Origin of the sequence: Pseudomonas mercuritolerans (assembly GCF_025706525.1) — a bacterium.
Taxonomy (GTDB): domain Bacteria; phylum Pseudomonadota; class Gammaproteobacteria; order Pseudomonadales; family Pseudomonadaceae; genus Aquipseudomonas; species Aquipseudomonas mercuritolerans.
Genome location: NZ_JAMSHA010000009.1, coordinates 80,821 through 95,926 on the forward strand (window position 1 = coordinate 80,821; position 15,106 = coordinate 95,926).

A 15,106-nucleotide genomic window follows, 5' to 3' on the forward strand; every position below is an offset into this window, starting at 1 on the left:
AATTCTCCTAGTGAGGAATTAGGCTGTAATTAAGCCTGAATACCGGTGATTTTGATCTCGGTGAACCACTGGCGGTGGCCCATACGCTTCATGTGGTGCTTACGGCGACGGAACTTGATGATGCGGACTTTATCGTGACGACCTTGGGAGATCACTTCAGCCTTGACGGTTGCGCCAGCAACAACTGGTGCGCCGATGTTCACGTCGTCGCCGTTGGCGACCAGCAGAACGCGATCAAAAGTCACGGATTCGCCAGTAGCGATTTCCAGTTTTTCGATCTTCAGGTATTCACCTTCAGCGACCTTGTATTGCTTACCGCCGGTAACGATTACTGCGTACATGGTATTTCTCCGATAATCCTGCTCACCCAGCTCTTTATAAGAAGAGGTATTGGCTGGCATGGCTGCATGGGGCTGGAACGGCCCAAGTGCAATTGCGTAAGGCAGGTGCTGCCCAGGAAGTTCAGGGTGCGCGATTGTACGCAAGCAATCTGCCTCGCGCAAGTGGCCGTCCATCGCGCCTTGACAGGTCTGGACGGGGGTCCTAGCATGCCGCGCAACCCTTCTGGAGCGACTCTCGCTGATGCAACCCCAAGCTTTCTACCGCGCGGTGGCGGACGATTTTAGCGCCGTCGACGGCATCATCAAGAAGCAGCTGACGTCTCGAGTGCCGCTGGTATCGAAAATCGGCGATTACATCACGTCGGCCGGCGGCAAACGCCTGCGTCCTTTATTAGTGTTGCTGTGTGGCAAGGCCCTGGGTCGCGAAGGCGACGACATGCGCCTGCTGGCCGCCACCATCGAATTCCTGCACACCGCGACCCTGCTGCATGACGACGTCGTCGACATGTCCGGCATGCGCCGTGGCCGCTCGACCGCCAACGCCATGTGGGGCAATGCCCCGAGCGTGCTGGTCGGCGACTTCCTGTATTCGCGCTCGTTCGAAATGATGGTCGAACTCGGCTCGATGCCGGTGATGAAGATTCTCTCGCAGGCCACGCGGATCATCGCTGAAGGCGAAGTGTTGCAGCTGTCCAAGGTGCGTGACGCGAGCACCAGCGAAGAAACCTACATGGAAGTCATCCGCGGCAAGACCGCGATGCTCTTCGAGGCATCGACCCACAGCGCCGCCGCCCTGGCCGGCGCGACCGCCGAGCAGAGCGAAGCCCTGCGCACGTTTGGCGATCACCTGGGTGTGGCGTTCCAGCTGGTTGATGACTTGCTCGACTATAAAGGCGACGCGGAAACCCTGGGCAAGAACGTCGGCGACGATCTGGCCGAAGGCAAACCGACCCTGCCGCTGATCTACACCATGCGCGAAGGCACGGCCGAACAGGCGGCACTGGTGCGTCAGGCGATCCAGAAAGGCGGAATCGAAGACCTCGAAAGCATCCGCATCGCCGTCGAAGCGTCCGGCTCGCTGGAGTACACCGCGCAACTGGCCCGTGATTATGTGGCCCGTGCGATCAAGTGCCTCGAGGCGCTGCCGGCCAGCGAATACCGCGATGCCTTGGTTGAATTGAGCGAGTTCGCGGTAGCCCGCACGCACTGATTCATCCCCTGTGGGAGCGAGCCTGCTCGCGAAAGCAATCTGCCAATCGACTCAATGTTGACTGACACAGCGCTTTCGCGAGCAGGCTCGCTCCCACAGTTGTTTCTGCGCTATGCCCTCCTCCGCGTAAAACCCTATACAATGTGCGCCCTTTAGTCCTCCTGATACCCAAGGAACCTTAGTGAGCACGTTGCCACCCTGCCCGAAATGCAATTCCGAATACACCTACGAAGACGGCACCCAACTGGTCTGCCCCGAGTGCGCCCACGAGTGGTCTGCCAGCGGCGAAGCCGAAGTGGCGGCCGATGATGCCGTGAAGAAAGATTCGGTCGGCAACGTCCTGCAGGACGGCGACACCATCACCGTGATCAAGGACCTCAAGGTCAAGGGCACATCGCTGGTGGTCAAGGTCGGCACCAAGGTCAAGAACATCCGCCTGTGCGATGGCGACCACGACATCGACTGCAAGATCGACGGCATCGGCCCGATGAAGCTCAAATCCGAGTTCGTCAGAAAAGTCTGAGCCTTGCGTCATCCATCCCGCGCCAGCCGTGGGATGGAGCTTTGCCCTCCCCGCTTCGGCTCAATGAATCCGCGCATGGCCATCAGCCAGCCATTTTGACCTGACACAACCTTTACCCGGAAAACTCCACGATCCGCCAATAGGCACTTGCTATTTGATGAATAAGAATTATTCTCATTGAAACCTTTCAAGGAGATGAGACCCATGACTTATTTGATCGACGCCTGGCTGGATCGCCCACACCCGTACCTCAGAATCCTCCATCGGGAAACCGGCGAAGTCTGTGCGGTGCTTGAAGAAGAAGCCTTGCATGAGCTGCAGGATCAAGGCGATCTGGACGTCAGCAGCCTCAATTCCAGCGAGCCGCTGGTGCTCAAGGAGCTGGTGCGCAATCTGTTCCTGTTCTGCTATGCCCGGGCGTTGCGCCCGACCAATGAGCTGCACAACAAGATCGAAATATGAGCGGTAGTACAAAACCTGTGGGAGCGAGCCTGCTCGTGAAGACGGATTTGCAGTCGACGATTGAGTTGACTGACACACCGCCTTCGCGAACAGACTCGCTCCCACAAGGTTAGCCCGCCATCAAGGCAGGCTCGGTATTACAGAACGTCCAGCAGCTCGACGTCGAACACCAGAACGCTGTGCGGCGGGATGCTGCCGACGCCTTGGGCGCCGTAAGCCAGTTCGCTCGGCACGTACAGGCGCCATTTGCTGCCGGCATTCATCAGTTGCAGCGCTTCGGTCCAGCCAGCGATCACGCCGCCAACCGGGAATTCGGCAGGCTGGCCGCGCTCGTAGGAGCTGTCGAACACAGTGCCGTCGATCAGCGTGCCGTGGTAGTGCGTACGCACCTGGTCTTCACGGGTCGGCTTGGCGCCGTCGCCTTGAGTCAGCACTTCGAATTGCAGGCCGGAGGCCAGAGTAGTGATGCCTTCACGCTTGGCGTTTTCGGCGAGGAAGGCCAGGCCTTCGCCAGCCGCGGCTTCAGCCTTGGCCGCTGCTTCGGCTTGCATGATCTCGCGGATCACCTTGAAGCTGGCGGACATCTCTTCCTGGCCAACACGGCTTGGCTTGCCGGCGAAAGCGTCGGTCAGACCGGCCAGGATCGCGTCCAGGCTGACACCCGGTGGCGGGTTGTCGCGCAGCTGGTCGCCGAGTTGACGGCCGATACCGTAGCTGACGCGGGTTTCGTCGGTGGACAGATTTACTTCGGACATGACACTGCTCCGCTGTGCGGACGGCCACAGGACTTGCCGTGCGTGCACAGCGCGTCCCGGCGCGCCCGGAACCAAAAGGGCGAGCAGACTAGCACAGATACCCCGGACTTGGGGCCGGGGCTACGGGGCCGAGCGCCAGGCGAGCGGCACTTTCAGGCTTTCATCGAGGTCAGCGACCAGCCCGCACATTTCGTCATGGACTGAGGTGTGCACAAGGTTGAATGGCAGAACCGGGAAGGCATGCAGCAGATCCCGCGCGTGCTCCACTGAGCGCAGCGTCAGCATATTGCCCTTGAGATCGCTCAACGGATACGCCGTCCCATGCATCCTCGCTTCCAACAGGTAAATGCCTCCTTCCATCGAGATCAGGTTCAACTCGTCGACCTTCCTGGCAACAGCAAACGCGTTCAACTCTTGCAGGTTCATGGAAGCACCTCACACCGTGGCGAATCGCACCGTTACAGGCATAGGCCGCTGCGCTTGAAAGTACAAGCCACAAACGAAACCGCCCGTCTGTTTCGCAACAGACGGGCGGTTTTTTTGCCTTGATCGGCTGATCAGTGCTTGGTGACCTTGTCCAGGTAACCCATGGCAAACGCGGACACCACAAACGTCATGTGGATGATCACGTACCACATCAGGTGCTCGGGATCGACGTTCTTGGCATCCATGAAGATGCGCAGCAAGTGGATCGAGGAGATAGCCACGATCGACGCCGCGACTTTCATTTTCAGCGACGACGAATCCATGGTGCCCAGCCAGCTGAGCTTCTCTTTGCCTTCGTCGATGTCCAGTTGCGAGACGAAGTTCTCATAGCCGGAAATCATCACCATCACCAGCAGACCACCCACCAGCGCCATGTCGATCAGCGACAGCAGCACCAGAATCAGATCCGATTCAGCCATGGCGAAGACGTTGGGCAGGATATGGATGATTTCCTGGAAGAACTTCAATGCCAGCGCCAGCAGACCGAGGGACAGGCCGATGTAGATCGGCGCCAGCAGCCAGCGGGTGGCGTACATTGCATTTTCGATAAAGCGTTCCATTGACTCTCACACAAGGGGCTGGAAATGGCGGCGAGTATAACAGCCCGCTGTGACAGCCAGAAACCGCCGGAAAATCCGCCACCTGCGTGTGTGTGACAAAGTTTTTCTGCTAGTGTCCAAAGCATTGACAGCCCAATGACAGTGGACAGGACGCGTGGAAATGGATGTGCGATCAGCCTTGACGACTGCCGGAATCTGCCTCGCCTTGCTCATCGGCGGTTGCTCGCCCGGCGATGAAAAGCACATCGCCAACCTCGACGAAAAGACCGCCACCTTCGAACAGTCATTGGACACGATCAGCGATCCCAAGCTCAAGGACGCCATCACCGAACTCGGCGGTTCGCTGCTGTTGCTCGAACGCGCCCGGCTCAAGCTCGACGACATCACCCCGCACACCGAATACGGCGCAGACGCCCTCGCCGTGCTCAAGCACTACCCTACCCCGCAAGCGCTGGTCGATACCTTCATCAACGGCCTGTTCGTGCTGCACAAGGACGCCAGCTCGGATTACCTCACCGATCTGCAGCCGGTATTCCCGTTCAACCTGAACATTCCCGGCGGTTTTCTGTTTCCGCACGGCATCGAGTGGCACTCGGTGACGTTGAGCAACAAACGCGTGATCGCCTGGCAGCCGGAGTGGTCGGAGACCGACCCAGGCATTCAACTCAGCCCGTCCAGCTCCAACGTGACCAATCCCGATGACCTGACGGTGACCTACCCGTTCATCGATGGCCTCAACGTCGACAAGAAAAGCCTGCCACAACCGGTCAGCCTGCAAGGCCAGGTCGAGGTCATCGCGCCGCGTCGCCTGTACAGCTTTGACCTGACGCAGAAAGACGTCGGCCAGACCCGCACAAACGACAACCTCAGCGTCAAACTGCTCAAGCTGGAAAAGAACTATGCCGAGGTCGAAGTCAGCAACAGCCTGCCGCTGGCAGCGGAAGTCGCCGAAACCCGGATCAATCCGCTGATCGTCCAGGCCCGCGACGCCAGCGGCCAATACCTGGTGCGCGCCGGTTCGATCAACGAAAGCCCGGAGCAGGTCGCGTTCTACCAGAAACAACTGACGCAGTTACAGAAGCAGAAGAGCTGGAGCGACACCCTGGAAAAACAGCTCAGCGACGACCAGCAAGCCTTCGAGAAAGACCACCCGCGCCGCTACAACAAGGTGTATTTCCACGGCCCGATCGAGACATTGGAAGTCAGCGTGCTCGACTTCTCCTCAGCGACGGTAACGCGCAAAAACCTCGACCTGCCGGTGCGCACGTTCAATCCGCACACCACGGCCAAAGCCGTGCAGCCACTGGATCTGCCCGTGGTGGTGTATGACGATCTCGCCACCAACTGGCTCAAGGGCGCGGACCTGACCGAGGAACAATTGAAGGCCGGCGTGCGCATTCATCAATCAGTGGAAGAGCCGAGCGCGGCGCGTATCGAGTTTTCCCACCGCCGCACCTTCAATGACGAATTGCTTGGCGACGAACTCAACCCCGGCGTCAGTCCCGTGACCTTCTTCACGGAAAAGCGCGGCGGCAAACTCGATGAGCCGATCGAACTGCCGCCCGAGGCATATCAGGTCGATCCGCTATCAGCGACGATTACTTATGATCTGAACCTGTTTCCGGAAACCCCGGCGATTGCCGTCGGTTCAATGCCGTTATTTCTGGCCACGGTGGCCAAGCAATCCTACGACGCGCAGTCATTGCCCAAAGGCCTGGCGATCAAGGACAACACGCTGGTGGTCGACCTGAAAACCTTCCCGGCCAACGAATGGCGTTTCTTCGTCAAGGACGACAGTGGCCACTACCTCAAGCAGATTCTTTCGGTCAGCCACGACGCCAGCACCGAAGGCCCGGCGCTACTCGGCGTGCACTATTTTTACGGTCGCCCGACTCGCGTGGAAACCTATCAGCGCACCGACCTCGCCACCGTGCAATACGGCTTTGAGGTCAAGCTCGACAAGGCGCCGGTGGACCAGGCGCCTTAACCGTTGAGGCTGCGCCCACGACCGCCGTTGATCTGCCGTAGCTGGGCTTGCAAGTGCAAGCTCCAGATCTGCGGATCATTGGCCAGTTCGTAACCATGCAAGGTCAGGCTTTCAACGATGGTGTCAAGAATCGACTCGGCCGCGACCGGGCCGTGGAACGGTCCTTGGGCTTTTATCGCGGAAGGTTGTTCGCCGGCCATGCCGGCGGCGAAGAGCAGCGTCCACATGCCGTTGTCGCCGGCCAGCGGCTTGACGGCGCATTCGATCCGGGTCACCAGACCCAGGCATTGACGGGTGAGACAGAGGTTGCGCGACATGGCGGCGACCCTCGGTAAAGCCGGTATTCAGCCCCCACGGGAGGACTGGCTCGATCCAGTGATACTGTCGATATCCTTGACCTGAGAATAGAAGAAAAGTGTCCCGCGCAAGCCAAATGGAACCAGAAGGCGCCGAATGGTCATTGTGTGAATATTGGCGTCAGAGTAGTGGCACATTCCCCGAAGATCCCCGCAGAGATCAATCTGGAAAAGCACTGTGGGAGCGAGCCTGATCGCGAAGACGATGGATCAGCCAACTCATTCGTCGACTGATACAGCGCTTTCGCGAGCAGGCTCGCTCCCACAGGGTTTATTGCAAGCCTGTCAGGCCGGTTTGGCCTCGGCGAGAGCCTCCTGCGCCAGTTCCTTCTCGGCCTCTTTCAAGTCCTCTTCGCTGATCATCTCGGCGATATCGCGCAGGCGCTCGACCACTCGCGCATTGATGCTGCCTTCGGGGAATTCGCCATCGGCGTTCGGCTCCCCGGCCGGCTCACCCACCAGCAGGCTCAACGCCTCATCGGCCTGACGCACTGCATACACGTGGAACTGCCCGGCGCGCACGGCGGCGAGGACTTTTTCATCGAGCATCAAAGTGGCGACGTTGGCCTGGGGAATGATCGCGCCCTGCTCGCCGGTCAGGCCGCGTGCTTCGCAGAGGCGGAAGAAGCCTTCGATCTTCTCGTTGACCCCGCCGACTGCCTGCACTTCGCCGAACTGGTTGATCGAACCGGTGATGGCAAAACATTGCTTGAGCGGGGTTTTCGACAGCGCCGAAATCAGCGTGCACGCCTCACCCAGCGACGCACTGTCGCCATCGACGTAGCCGTAAGACTGCTCGAGCGCAATGCTCGCCGAGATCGCCAGCGGGAATTCCTGAGCGTAACGGCTGCCCAGATAACCGGTGAGGATCATCACGCCTTTGGAGTGAATCGGCTGGCCGAGGTTGACCTCACGTTCGATGTCGACGATACCGCTGCCGCCCGGATAGACCGTGGCGGAAATACGCGCCGGCACGCCGAACGCCGAATCGCCGACCTCCAGCACTGTCAGCCCGTTGCACTTGCCGACCGCTGCGCCGTCGGTGTCGATGAGGATGATCCCGGCGAGCATGTCGTCGAGAATCCGCGCCGAGACGCGCCCGGTGCGGGTGGCCTTGGCTTTCAGAGCGCGTTCGATATGGCCGGCGTCGGTCATTTCATCGCCGGCCAGATGGCGAATGAAATCCGCCTCGCTGACCAGTTGGAACAGATCGCCAATGCGCGCCGACAAGCGCCCCTGATGCTCGGCCAGTCGTGCGCTGTAGGTCGCCAGCCGCGCCACCGCATCGGCGGTCAGCGGCGCCATGCCTTCTTCCGAAGTGCGGGTTTTCAGGAGCTGGGCGAACTGCTCGAGGCTTTCGTCGACCATCGGGATGTCTTCGTCGAAGTCGACCAGAACGCGGAACATCTCCTGGAAGTCCGGATCGAGATCCTGCAGCGTGTAATACAGCTGCCGCGCACCAATGATGATGACTTTGACCTGCAACGGAATGTGCTGCGGATTCAGGGTCATGGTGGCGAAGCGGCCCATCTCGCCCAGCGGCGATTCCATTTTCAGTTTGCGCGATTGCAGGGCGCGTTTGAGCGCATCCCACACGAACGGCTCGCTGAGCATTTTTTCCGCTTCAAGAATCAGGAAGCCGCCATTGGCGCGGTGCAGCGCACCCGGACGCAACTGCCGGTAAGTGGTGTAGAGCGCGCCCTGATCGGTGGTGTACTCGATGCGGCCGAACAGGTTTTCGTAGGTCGGATGCGGCTCGAAGACCACCGGCGCACCGCCGCTGGCCGGATGCCCGACCACCAGGCTTGGTGCGTATTGTTCTTCCAGCAACTTGCGCGCGACGGCGTCGGTCTTGCTGTCGTCGACCAGTTGCTCGACCACGGTTTTCAGCAGATAGACCTGCATCGCTTGCAGGTAACCGCAGACCCCGGCGTTCTCTGCGTACTTCTCCGACAGCGGCGCCAGCAAAGGCTGCAAGGCCAGGGTGATGGTTTCTTCGTTGAGCGAACGCAGTTGATTGTTCGACTCGCGCTTCCACTGCGGCAGGCTGGCGAGTTCTTCATTCAGGCGCTCTTCGAGGCCGGAAATGTCATCGTGAAAACGCTCGCGCTCGGCTTCCGGCAACTGCGCGAATTCGGCTTCGTCCAGGGCCTTGCCGTCGAGCATCGGAGTGAAGGCGATATTGCTGCTGTCGCGGTACAGGGCGACGTCTTTTTCCAGGGCCAGACGCTCGATGATGTCCAGCGCCTTGTCGTAGCGCTGGTTGAAGGCGCGGTCGATTGCGCTTTTTTTCTGCTGGTAGGACGGGTGTTCGAAAACTGCCGGAAAAGTCGCCAGCAGGTTGTCGATCAGGCCGTTGATGTCGCCGATGAACGAGGCCGCCGTGCCCGATGGCAGCTCCAGTGCACGCGGTTCACGCGGCTCATCGAAGTTGTTGACGTAGACCCAGTCCGCCGGGGTCTGCAGGCGCTTGCCTTCGGCTTTCAGGTAGCGTTTGACGAACGAGAACCGGCCAGTGCCGGGCTCGCCCATGACGAATACGTTGTAACCGGGGCGTGGCATCGCCACACCGAACTGCAAGGCTTCGACCGCGCGTTCCTGGCCGAGCACACCGCGAAAGGGCTCCAGATCATTGGTGCTGGTGAAGCTGAACTGTTCAGCGGAAAACGGACGAGTCAGCGCTTCGGGCGCAAGACGCAGGCTGGCAGCAACAGGATCAGGCATCGGGCTTCCTTAACAATCAGGCGGGGCAGGTAGCGGCATTCTGGCGCTGCCCGTGCCCCACTGGCAAGGCGCGCCACATGACAAAGCATAGACAAGCGCGCGGCGGGCCGACGCGTCCCGATAAATCAGAGGTTTATTCCAAATATTTTGCAAAAAGTCACGGAACCGCTGGAACGTGCCTAAACTCCAAACTGCGCGGCTGGAACTAATACCGGCCCACTGACACTTTCGGCTTTGTCCTCGGGCAGAGCGCGAAGGGCCAGAACCCTGTCCATTGGTATGCACATAAAGAGAACAAAGCTATGAAACGGATTCTTCTCGGTACTCTCTTCACCGCTGTATCCATCAACGCAATGGCGCAAGCCCCGGGCGGCCCGGATTGCGGTTGGGGCAACATGCTGTTCGAAGGTCAGCGTGGCACTCCGGCGCACTTCCTTGCTTCCACCACCAACGGCACTTCCGGTAACGCTACCTTCGGTATGACTTCCGGCACCAACGGCTGCTCGACCAACGCGTCCCTGACTTATGGCGGCAAATCCTGGTTCGCCATGAATGGCATGATGAACGAGCTGTCCGAAGACATGGCCAAAGGCAACGGCGAAGCGCTGACCACCTATGCCGTGGTACTGGGCGTAGCACCGGAAGATCGCGCGCATTTCGCGCAAGTGACCCACGAGCACTTCCAGCAGATCTTCAGCAAGGCTGACGTGACCGCTGAAGACGTGCATACCAACACCCTGGCAGTACTGAAATCGGACCCACGTCTGGCCAAGTACGCAACTCAGGCTTAAGCTCGACCCCGCCCGCTTCCTTCGGGAAGCGGGTTTTATTTTGAATACGGTCTGTAGCGAGGGGATTTATCCCCGTTCGGCTGCGAAGCAGTCGTAAAACCTGTGCATGCGATGTATCCGATGCATTGGTGACACAGCTTATGGGGCCGCTTCGCAGCCCAGCGGGGATAAATCCCCTCGCCACAGGGTGCAGTGATTACCCCCGATCCGGGATTTTTTTTCTTTCGACTTAAGTTGCCACCTATGCTCAAACGCCTTGCCTGGCTGGCGCTCTGTGTCTGCGCCCCGCTGTCCGCCGCGCCTCACATCGATCCTCAACGTTTGCAGCAACTGGCCAACGACCGCTTCTGGATTTCCCTCGGTCATTACGAAACCGCCAAGCTTGGCGGCTGGCGCAGCTATGTCAGCGACAAGAAGTTCTTTCTCGCGCCCGACGGCAACGAGCATCCGGACCGCGAACTGGCCGCCACCGTGCAGGCGCTGTACGCCCCGGCCAGCCTCGGCGAGCAACACGCACAATGCGTATACCCGGCGCGTACACGCTGGCTGAAAGCGCAGCTCAATCTCGCTGACCTGCCAGCGCCGGAATGCGCCGAATACAGGAAATGGTTCAAGGACGTCTCGCCGCACAGTGCGGTGATGATTTTCCCGGCGGCGTATCTCAACAGCCCATCGTCGATGTTCGGCCACACCCTGCTGCGCATCGATCAGGCGGATGTGCAGGCTGATAAAACCTCGCTGCTCAGCTACGCGATCAACTTCGGTGCCTACATCGAAGGCTCGGACAACAGCATTCTGTATGCCTGGAAAGGCTTGATGGGCGGCTACCCGGGGCTGTTTGCGCTGGTGCCGTATCAGGAAAAACTCTCGGAATACCGCAGCCTGGAAAACCGCGACCTGTGGGAATACCGGCTCAATCTGACTCAGGAAGAAACCGCACGCATGGTCGAACATGTGTGGGAGCTCAAGCAGATCCAGTTCGACTACTTCTTCTTCGACGAAAACTGCTCGTATCGCTTGCTGGAATTGCTGCAAGTGGCGCGGCCGAGCCTGCGCCTGACCGAACAATTCCCGCTGACCGCGATCCCCACCGACACCGTCAAAGCGGTGAAAGAGGCCGGGCTGGTCGAGCACATCGAATATCGCCCGTCCCGCGAACGTGAACTGCTCAGCCGTGCCGAGCCGTTGAGCGATGACGAACAGCAATGGGTGCTGAAAGTCAGCGCCGATCAAAAAGTCCTGCAAGAGCCAACGTTCAAAGCCCTACCGCGCGCACGTCAGGCGTTGATCGTCGACGCCGCCTATCGTCTGGAGCGCTACCGCGCCAACGGTCAGGAGCGCGACCCGCAACGAGCGCAGCGCAGCTTCGAACTGCTGCGGGCGATCAACAAGAACCCGGCGCCGGAGCTGGAAATTCCGCAACCCGGTCTGCCCGAAGATGGCCACGAGTCCCGCACCTGGCAGGCCGGGCTCGGTACGCGAGGCGATCGCGCCTTTGGCGAATACGGCCTGCGCATGGCTTATCACGACCTCAATGACAACGCCGAAAGCTTCCCCCTCGGCGCGCAGATCGAGATCCTGCAACTGAAGCTGCGTCAATACGAAGGCAATGACTGGCAGTTGCAGCAACTGGACCTGGCGACCATTCGTTCGCTGACACCGCGCAACGAGCTGCTGCAACCATTGTCGTGGCAAGTCACCGGTGGCCTTGAGCGCGTGCCGGGCAAGCATGACGACGAAACGCTGGTCAGCCATGTCAACGGTGGCGGCGGCGGCACGTGGCAGTTGGGCGAAGACGTTCTCGGCTTCGCTCTGGGCACGGTGCGGGTGGAACACAACAACGACTTCGCCGAGTTTGTTTCCCCGGCCGGTGGCTTCAACACCGGCGTGCTGTGGAAAAACCCGCTGGGCAATCTGAGCCTGGAAGCCAAGGGCGACTACTTCTTCAACGGCGAAGTGCGCCGCAGCCTGAGCCTGAATCAGCAGTGGGAGCTGTCGCGCAACCTCGGTCTGCGCTTGAGTGCGCAGCGTGAATTCAGCCAGCTCGCCAGCCCGGAAACAGAAGTCATGCTTGAAGTGAAGTGGTATCACTACTGATCCCCGCACACAGCACAAAACCAATGTGGGAGCGAGCCTGCTCGCGAAAGCGGTGGGTCAGTCAATAGTAGTGTTGCCTGACACGACGCCTTCGCGAGCAGGCTCGCTCCCACACGCGCTTTGTGGTGTGCAATGGATTTTTCACAGGCCTTCGACAGCCGCCTCATGAATCGCCTTCTAGACTTCCCGTATCAGCCGAAAACCGGCGCGGGAGAGTGCGATGTGGCGGTGCGTGGGGTTGTTGGGCGTTGTATTGGCGCTGGGCGGTTGCCAGACCACCCATGAAGACTTGATCGCCAAGGGTTATCCACCGGCCTTCGCCGACGGTTTCGATGACGGCTGCATCAGCGGCCGGCAAGCGGCGGGGTCGATCAGCGGCGAATTTCGCAAGAACGTGCCGCGCTATCTCAAGGATCAGCAATACGCCGAAGGCTGGGTCGACGGCTTCCGCCAATGTCAGGCGATGCTCGAAAACAAGGATCGCGAGCAATATCGCAACGAACATTGGGACGAACGCGAACGCGCCTGGCAGCAGCAGAAGGACCAGGACGCCGGGCGGGCTTATCGTTCGCAATAGGTCGCTTGCGGACATCCATTGAAACCAAATGCCGGCAACCATGGCCCAAATCCTTTAAGAGGAGGACTTCATGAGTCGCGCATTCGTCAACGAAGACAACGCCGCCGCGCAGGCCGATCAGCCGGTCGAACGTCAGGTCAGCACGCAGCCAAATTACGTCACACCGCAGGGCCTGGCGCAGTTGCAGGCCAAGGTCGCCGAATTGCAAAGCCAGATCAATGATCAGAGCACCAAGGGTGAACTTGCAGACAAGCAGCGCCAGGCCGACCTTGAGCGGGACTGGCGGTATTTCAATCACCGCCTGCAAAGCGCTCAAGTGGTGTCTTTGTCCGCATCGGCCGACAAAGCGCGGATCGGCACATGGGTCACCTTTGCCAATGAGCATGACCAGCAGCAACGAGTGCAATTGGTAGGCGAGGACCAGGCGGATGCGACGCAGGGCCTTATCAATTGGGGCTCGCCGTTGGGGCAGGCGTTACTCGGTACCAGTATTGGAGATGAAGTGTTGTGGAGTCGACCTGCTGGTGATTGCCTGATCGAGGTGCTGGATCTGCAGAACTCCTTGCCCGTTTGAATACCTTTCCGAACGCCCAGCAAGGCGCAAGGCAGGATGCCGGTATCTATGACGTTTCGGACGGCGGATTCTTCCCGGAGATAAACAGCGCCAGGAACACAAGAAAAAACAATCCGCCACTGAAGATCATGGCGGTAAGCGAATTGAACAGCAGAAATATCAAAGGGACAAAAACACAGGCTTGAAGTATGGCAATATCAGACATGACCGTTAGCCGAAGTATACATACGATGACAAGCGTGTATAAAAAGCACCCTGCAAATCCAAAATTCAGATAAGCATCAATAAAGTACGCTGTATTCGCCGAGCCTGTTGCCGTTTCATTTTGCCCCCACTGAAAACTGAAAACTTCTTTCTCAAGGTTTATTTTTTCCTCCCCCAGGATAGCGGCAACTACCGAAATACTACGCCCGAATGTGAACTCACCATTCATGATCTCATGCTGATATCGTAGCCATTCATGCGCTGTTATATAAGGAATGTAAAAAACCCTGTTGAGGATGTATTCAACCTGGCTATTCCCTCTGAACATATTATATTTTTCGGGAACTGTAAGAGCCGCCTGTCTCAGACTTCTGTCTTTACTGGATTGATTCCCCGAACCGATCTGTGCAGCAGCCCCGGCTGTGTACGAATCATCGGCCAAGCCCCCGCGTGCCAGAAAGGAGGTGGTGCCAATTGCTGCTATTGTCAGCAGGAGTACGAGTGCGGCCATTCTGTAATTGCGTTTTTGCGTAAAGAAATAAAAAAGCGGCAGCAGGGCCAAAACACTCAAACTTTTCTCCAGCGTGAGCATCAATGAGAACAGAAACATCAGAAGCACGGCATGTCTTAACCTGCTATTACCCTGATACAGAATGCACACAGCGAATGGCATCAGGAACGAGCGAAACATGGAATACAAGTAATTCAATACAACTTCGAACCCGACTCTTGCGCGTAAAAAAGTTTCCCTGCCTTCGGCAACGACCTGTACATCCAAGCCCCTGATTGAGTCAAAAAGGGGTATGGAAGATGCCGTGTATGAGACATACACCATTAGCACGAAATAACTGCCGGAAACCCACAATGCCAACTTGCGCATTCCGACGTATTTCTTCTTGCAGGAATAAATAAAATCAAGTACCAGCACATCAATCCTTGATATCCAGAAGAACAGATAAAGGATTGTGCATATCACCGAGAGCAAGAGAACAACGGAGGCTTTAGAATCGTCACCCTTGAGGAACGAAATCAGGGCTGGCACCGTGTAGAAAGCCGTAATACCCAGAGGCAGCACCGAAGGCAGGAACAACCTGGTTGCCAATGACTTATCCACAGGCAGGGAGTTGCCGAGAGCCAGAGGTTTTTCATTGGCGAACATTCGCGAAGCCTCGCGTGACAGGAGATAGGAACGCGAGACTTTGCACGGACGAAAAAGGGAAAGAAGTCAGGCAAATCTGAGAGTGATGTAGGAAGTGTCGCCGTGGGACCCGGCGTCTATCATCGAATCGTCGATCGACCGCAGTTGCTCATTGAGCAGGTGTTGGAATGAGTGACAACCTGTTAAAAAAGTAAGCCAGTTCAGGTTTCATGGGGCCAATTGCTGGCCGGAAGAGGTGTCACCGAAGCCGGCATGTACCCCGGCATCAATCATCGCCCGGGTCGCAACGACCCGGGCGAG

Annotated in this window: 15 protein-coding genes; 8 read left to right on the plus strand and 7 right to left on the minus strand. The window is 58.5% G+C overall.

Going from position 1 to position 15,106, the window contains the following annotated elements:
- Positions 1-29 precede the first annotated feature (29 nt).
- Positions 30-341: a 50S ribosomal protein L21 gene (gene rplU, locus ND528_RS23310; protein ID WP_007924746.1), complete on the minus strand. Its 312-nt coding sequence runs from the start codon at positions 339-341 to the stop codon at positions 30-32.
- A gap of 241 nt (positions 342-582) precedes the next feature.
- On the opposite strand from rplU, the gene ND528_RS23315 reads away from it, so the two are divergent.
- The 3 genes from ND528_RS23315 (at position 583) to ND528_RS23325 (ending at position 2,536) form a co-directional block, all read left to right on the plus strand.
- On the plus strand, positions 583-1,551 hold the full coding sequence (locus ND528_RS23315) for a polyprenyl synthetase family protein (protein WP_016773120.1): 969 nt from the start codon (positions 583-585) through the stop codon (positions 1,549-1,551).
- 181 nt (positions 1,552-1,732) lie between these two features.
- Entirely contained in the window at positions 1,733-2,074 is a 342-nt protein-coding gene (locus ND528_RS23320; RefSeq protein ID WP_016773119.1) for a zinc ribbon domain-containing protein YjdM, read from the plus strand.
- Between the two features lie 204 nt (positions 2,075-2,278).
- Complete coding sequence (locus ND528_RS23325; RefSeq protein ID WP_016773118.1) at positions 2,279-2,536, plus strand: PA4570 family protein; 258 nt, start codon at positions 2,279-2,281, stop codon at positions 2,534-2,536.
- A gap of 137 nt (positions 2,537-2,673) precedes the next feature.
- Here ND528_RS23325 and ND528_RS23330 read toward each other — a convergent pair whose 3' ends face one another.
- The 3 genes from ND528_RS23330 to ND528_RS23340 all read right to left on the minus strand — a co-directional run bounded on the left by ND528_RS23330 (position 2,674) and on the right by ND528_RS23340 (position 4,337).
- Positions 2,674-3,291 (minus strand): FKBP-type peptidyl-prolyl cis-trans isomerase, encoded by a 618-nt coding sequence (locus tag ND528_RS23330; RefSeq protein ID WP_137215619.1) that lies wholly within the window; start codon positions 3,289-3,291, stop codon positions 2,674-2,676.
- A gap of 120 nt (positions 3,292-3,411) precedes the next feature.
- The gene (locus ND528_RS23335; protein WP_263471325.1) at positions 3,412-3,717 is read right to left on the minus strand and encodes a DUF6482 family protein; all 306 of its coding nucleotides are present in this window, start codon (positions 3,715-3,717) and stop codon (positions 3,412-3,414) included.
- 131 nt (positions 3,718-3,848) lie between these two features.
- Complete coding sequence (locus tag ND528_RS23340; RefSeq protein ID WP_016773116.1) at positions 3,849-4,337, minus strand: TIGR00645 family protein; 489 nt, start codon at positions 4,335-4,337, stop codon at positions 3,849-3,851.
- A gap of 160 nt (positions 4,338-4,497) precedes the next feature.
- On the opposite strand from ND528_RS23340, the gene ND528_RS23345 reads away from it, so the two are divergent.
- A complete protein-coding gene (locus tag ND528_RS23345) occupies positions 4,498-6,324 on the plus strand; it encodes a hypothetical protein (RefSeq protein WP_263471326.1) in 1,827 nt (608 codons plus the stop codon).
- Here ND528_RS23345 and ND528_RS23350 read toward each other — a convergent pair.
- Both ND528_RS23350 and ND528_RS23355 read right to left on the minus strand, forming a co-directional pair.
- A complete protein-coding gene (locus tag ND528_RS23350; protein ID WP_137215621.1) occupies positions 6,321-6,641 on the minus strand; it encodes a PA4575 family protein in 321 nt (106 codons plus the stop codon). The two genes, ND528_RS23345 and ND528_RS23350, sit on opposite strands and share 4 nt — an antisense overlap.
- Before the next feature lie 324 nt (positions 6,642-6,965).
- On the minus strand, positions 6,966-9,404 hold the full coding sequence (locus ND528_RS23355; protein WP_024014367.1) for a Lon protease family protein: 2,439 nt from the start codon (positions 9,402-9,404) through the stop codon (positions 6,966-6,968).
- A 302-nt stretch (positions 9,405-9,706) separates the two neighbouring features.
- Here ND528_RS23355 and ND528_RS23360 point away from each other — a divergent pair, with 302 nt between their 5' ends.
- The 4 genes from ND528_RS23360 to ND528_RS23375 all read left to right on the plus strand — a co-directional run bounded on the left by ND528_RS23360 (position 9,707) and on the right by ND528_RS23375 (position 13,443).
- Positions 9,707-10,195: a DUF3015 domain-containing protein gene (locus ND528_RS23360; protein ID WP_016773112.1), complete on the plus strand. Its 489-nt coding sequence runs from the start codon at positions 9,707-9,709 to the stop codon at positions 10,193-10,195.
- 243 nt (positions 10,196-10,438) lie between these two features.
- Positions 10,439-12,292 carry an Lnb N-terminal periplasmic domain-containing protein gene (locus tag ND528_RS23365; protein WP_263471327.1) on the plus strand — a complete coding sequence of 618 codons (1,854 nt, stop codon included), beginning with the start codon at positions 10,439-10,441 and terminating at the stop codon, positions 12,290-12,292.
- A 220-nt stretch (positions 12,293-12,512) separates the two neighbouring features.
- Positions 12,513-12,869: a hypothetical protein gene (locus ND528_RS23370; RefSeq protein ID WP_263471328.1), complete on the plus strand. Its 357-nt coding sequence runs from the start codon at positions 12,513-12,515 to the stop codon at positions 12,867-12,869.
- Between the two features lie 70 nt (positions 12,870-12,939).
- Complete coding sequence (locus ND528_RS23375; protein WP_130912495.1) at positions 12,940-13,443, plus strand: GreA/GreB family elongation factor; 504 nt, start codon at positions 12,940-12,942, stop codon at positions 13,441-13,443.
- Positions 13,444-13,489: 46 nt separating this feature from the next.
- On the opposite strand, the gene ND528_RS23380 is transcribed toward ND528_RS23375, so the two are convergent.
- Entirely contained in the window at positions 13,490-14,806 is a 1,317-nt protein-coding gene (locus ND528_RS23380; RefSeq protein WP_263471329.1) for a hypothetical protein, read from the minus strand.
- Positions 14,807-15,106: the final 300 nt, after the last annotated feature.

Coding starts and splice junctions, on each gene's coding strand:
- ND528_RS23370 (WP_263471328.1), top strand. CDS start 12,513: ATGTGGCGGTGCGTGGGGTTGTTGGGCGTTGTATTGGCGCTGGGCGGT.
- ND528_RS23350 (WP_137215621.1), bottom strand. CDS start 6,641: ATGTCGCGCAACCTCTGTCTCACCCGTCAATGCCTGGGTCTGGTGACC.
- ND528_RS23340 (WP_016773116.1), bottom strand. CDS start 4,337: ATGGAACGCTTTATCGAAAATGCAATGTACGCCACCCGCTGGCTGCTG.
- ND528_RS23330 (WP_137215619.1), bottom strand. CDS start 3,291: ATGTCCGAAGTAAATCTGTCCACCGACGAAACCCGCGTCAGCTACGGT.
- ND528_RS23335 (WP_263471325.1), bottom strand. CDS start 3,717: ATGAACCTGCAAGAGTTGAACGCGTTTGCTGTTGCCAGGAAGGTCGAC.
- rplU (WP_007924746.1), bottom strand. CDS start 341: ATGTACGCAGTAATCGTTACCGGCGGTAAGCAATACAAGGTCGCTGAA.
- ND528_RS23375 (WP_130912495.1), top strand. CDS start 12,940: ATGAGTCGCGCATTCGTCAACGAAGACAACGCCGCCGCGCAGGCCGAT.
- ND528_RS23355 (WP_024014367.1), bottom strand. CDS start 9,404: ATGCCTGATCCTGTTGCTGCCAGCCTGCGTCTTGCGCCCGAAGCGCTG.
- ND528_RS23345 (WP_263471326.1), top strand. CDS start 4,498: ATGGATGTGCGATCAGCCTTGACGACTGCCGGAATCTGCCTCGCCTTG.
- ND528_RS23380 (WP_263471329.1), bottom strand. CDS start 14,806: ATGTTCGCCAATGAAAAACCTCTGGCTCTCGGCAACTCCCTGCCTGTG.
- ND528_RS23315 (WP_016773120.1), top strand. CDS start 583: ATGCAACCCCAAGCTTTCTACCGCGCGGTGGCGGACGATTTTAGCGCC.
- ND528_RS23360 (WP_016773112.1), top strand. CDS start 9,707: ATGAAACGGATTCTTCTCGGTACTCTCTTCACCGCTGTATCCATCAAC.
- ND528_RS23325 (WP_016773118.1), top strand. CDS start 2,279: ATGACTTATTTGATCGACGCCTGGCTGGATCGCCCACACCCGTACCTC.
- ND528_RS23365 (WP_263471327.1), top strand. CDS start 10,439: ATGCTCAAACGCCTTGCCTGGCTGGCGCTCTGTGTCTGCGCCCCGCTG.